Source organism: Streptomyces sp. NPDC001880 (assembly GCF_053594575.1).
The window spans coordinates 1-3,402 of the sequence record NZ_JBSFET010000220.1; the positions used below are offsets into that span (position 1 = coordinate 1).

At 70.6% G+C, this 3,402-nt stretch carries 3 protein-coding genes and 1 pseudogene; all 4 read left to right on the plus strand.

Annotated features, from left to right (window positions below; genetic code table 11):
• Positions 1-45: 45 nt before the first annotated feature.
• Positions 46-927, plus strand: coding sequence for a hypothetical protein (locus tag ACWCQ6_RS36390; protein ID WP_451096681.1), 882 nt, complete (start codon positions 46-48; stop codon positions 925-927).
• Positions 894-2,087, plus strand: coding sequence for a phage tail protein (locus ACWCQ6_RS36395; protein ID WP_451096683.1), 1,194 nt, complete (start codon positions 894-896; stop codon positions 2,085-2,087). The genes ACWCQ6_RS36390 and ACWCQ6_RS36395 overlap by 34 nt, the downstream gene beginning before the upstream one ends.
• Positions 2,084-2,998 (plus strand): hypothetical protein, encoded by a 915-nt coding sequence (locus ACWCQ6_RS36400; RefSeq protein ID WP_451096685.1) that lies wholly within the window; start codon positions 2,084-2,086, stop codon positions 2,996-2,998. The genes ACWCQ6_RS36395 and ACWCQ6_RS36400 overlap by 4 nt, the downstream gene beginning before the upstream one ends.
• Before the next feature lie 10 nt (positions 2,999-3,008).
• A pseudogene (locus ACWCQ6_RS36405) lies at positions 3,009-3,402 on the plus strand (hypothetical protein); the annotation flags it as partial.

Sequence of the window (3,402 nt, forward strand, 5' to 3'; positions counted from 1 at the left end):
TCACGCAGGTACGCCGCACCATGACCAACAGATAGGAGCACCAGCATGCCGATGATCGTGGACCCGGATGCTCCGCTGATCACACCGCCCGAGCGGGTCACCTCACCCGACGGGTATTTCGCGGCGGTAATGGACGAGCCGTGGGCAGGGGTGGTGCTGTCGTACAACGGCACCACCCCGCCCGCCCTCCCGGATGCATCTGCGGTACGGAAGGTCCGCATCGTGCGCCAGGACCCGGGGGCGACCTCGCCTGTCCCGGTCCGGTCCGCCGACCCGGCATGGGCAATCGGAGGCGTCGGTACGGCCTACGACCACGAGGCGCCGCTCGGTGTCGCGGTCGTCTACACCGCCACCCCGGTCTACGAGGACGGGTCTACAGGCCCGGCATCCTCGCTCGCCGTCACCGCGCCCGCACCAACGTCGTGGTCCCGCGATGTGTGGATCAAGAGTCTGGACGAGCCAGGCCTGTCGGCATTGGTCACGGTCAGGTCGTGGCCTGACCTGACATGGAGCGCACGGATCGACTCTGCCGCAGTGGAGGGCTCGGCCTACCCGGTGGCATCCCAGGATGTCTATGCTGCCGCCGAGTCGAGCATCGTCATAGACGCCGAGGGCCCCCAGATTGAGGCGCTGGAGCGGCTGCTGGTGACACCCGGAGTGAGGCTGATCCAGACCCGCCCCGACTATCACCGACCCGACCAATACGTACTGCTGAGCGACGTGCAGCAGGTCATGGACAGCATCCCCACGCAGTCCCGGAGCTACCAGGCAGCTCTGACGCAGGTGGACCGCCCTGACACCACTGGGCAGCCGATGCGCATCCCCGGCTGGTCGTGGGACCTTCTCGCCGAGCGGTTCGCGACGTGGGACTCGGTCGCTGCCAGCTACTCCTCGTGGGCATCGCTCAGCACGAACGGCATCCTCTGATGCTGCCGATCTCCGCTGCGGCGCTGGCCGCACTGTCCGGGGCGTGCGGGCGCCCGTACCGGGCCGAGTGGACGGTCGACGGCGGGCAGACATGGCAGCCGTGCGGACTCGTCGCCGGGTCCGCCCAGGTCCAGGCCTCCCGCACCCAGGCCGTCCGGTACTCCGCATCAGCCACCCTCACCGGCGTACCGCTCAGCCGCGACGGCATCAACCCCGTCTCGACGAACGTCCGCCTGTGGCAGGGGATCACGCCTGCCCGCACTGACACGGTGTGGATCCCCGCCGGCCGGTACACAGTCAACCGGCCGAAGAAGACGAAGACCGGCATCCAGGTGGAGCTCGACGGCCTGGAAGAGGAGATCCAGGCGGCACGCTTCCCCGTTCCGCGCACGATCGGCCCGGACTCGGCGCGAGCTTTGGTGGAACTGCTGGCCGGTGAAGCGCTGCCAGGCGTCCCCGTCGCGTGGCGGACGGGAGTCGACCCGGACACCGCAGTGCCGCAGATCGTCGCGGACGAGGACCGGTGGGCGGTCCTGTCCGGCGGCACGGACACCGCCGGCGCCGCTACTGGGATCGCCGCAGCTCTTGCTGCCGAACTGTGGGTCGACGCACGGGGCATCGTCACGGTGGGCCCGGTGCCCACCCTGGCCGACCCGGTGGTGTGGCGGGTCGCCCGTGGTGCCGGTGGCGCCCTGGTCGAACCGCAGCCTGAACAGACTGCCGAAGGCCTCGCCAACGTGTGGTCGGTGTCCGGCGACGCGGGCGACGGCGCACCAGCGGTCGGCCCAGTCCATGCGTGGGACGACGACGAGGGCAGCCTCACGTATGCCGGCCCCGACCCCGTCGACGACCCGCTCGCCCCGCAGCGCCTCGGCCTGACATGGGTGCGGGTCCGGTCCCAGAGGTACTCGTCGTCGCTGATCACCTCGGCAGGACAGGCCGAGGAGGTGGCGCGGGCCCGACTCGCCGACAGCCTCGGCGTGCAGAACACGCTGTCCCTGACTGCGGCGTGCAATCCGGCGCTTGAGTGCGGCGACGTGATCGAAGCGGAGACCGGCCCGGGCGCGTGGGAGAGGCACCTGGTCGACTCCCTGTCATACACGCTGGGCGCCGCCTCCATGTCCTGCACGACCCGGACGACGCCGAGGAGGATCACGTGAGCGCTGCGGAAGACCTCGGCCGGGCGCTCGGCGGCACCCCCGCGGGGGCATCGACAGTGTCGGCGCAGGTCGTCGACGTCACCGACACCGGGGTGAATTTGGACTACCAGGGAACGCTGCTCCTCGACGTGCCGTGCCCGGACTCCTACCGGGGCCGGGCGGTCGGCGACTGGGTCGCGGTGCGGCCCGGCACAAATCCGGTAGTGCTGTGGCGGCTCGGACCGGACCCGGGGGGCACGGACGCGGCGAGCGTCCGGCGCATCGCGGAAGACGCGGCCGCGGACCTGATCACGGTCTCGTCCTACACCTGGGGGACCACGCCGCCAGGAGGCGACTACGAGCAGGTCACCGCACTGTGGACCCGGAAGGACGCCAACGGCACCGGGCAGCTGTACGCGCAGATCGGCGGCTCGACCCCGTCCCCGACACCGCCGCCGACCCGGCCACCGAAGACCGTGACGATCACGCCGACCGCGTCGGGGAGCTGGCGGGGCGGGCGCCCCGACGACTACGCGGCCAACCCGATCCAAGGCGACTGGACCGGCGGCGGCAACCGCCGCGGCGGCTGGTTCTACGGCACAGCAATCGCCGCAGCCTGCGCCGGGAAGACCGTCTCGTCAATGCGGGTCAGTTTCACTCGCCGTGCCGGGTCCGGCGTCAACGCCAAGCGCCCGCTGCACCTTTACCTACACGGCTACACGTCGCCGCCATCCGGGCAACTCACCCTCGGGGACGGCCCGGAGGAACTGCTCTCGCTGTCGGTCGGCGGCAGGGGCACAGCGACACTGCCTGCCTCATGGCGTGCCGCTCTGGCATCCGGCAGCGCCCGGGGCCTGGCGATCTATGCGTCCGGCCGTACCGACTACATGGCCGTCACCGGCGGCACCATCACCATCCAATTCTCTGCGTGACAGGAGTCTCATGGCGACCATCGGATATGCCGGGCTGCCCGTGCCCGAGGGCGGTGACGCACCCGTCGGACCGGGCGCTCTCGCAGATCTGGCAACAGTGATCGACCCCCATCTGTGGCAGCACGTCGCGGACGTTGCCGAGCGCAACAGTCTGTACGCGGGGGCGCCGGTGCACACCGTGGTCACCGCCGTGAACGGGTCCGTCTGGGTCAAGACGTCCGCGGCCGCGAACGTGTGGGCCACGATCTGGGAACCGACCCCTGCGTGGCGGACCCTGCCGCTCGCGTCCGGATTCCAGGCCGGTCAGAACACGCCGCAGATCCGGCTGATCGGCACCCGCGTGCACATGCGCGGGCGCATCATCCGCACGGACGGCGGACTCATCGTCGGTACCAACGGCATCC

Excerpts from the sequence above, each read along its gene's own strand:
- ACWCQ6_RS36390 (WP_451096681.1), top strand. The coding sequence starts at position 46 with ATGCCGATGATCGTGGACCCGGATGCTCCGCTGATCACACCGCCCGAG.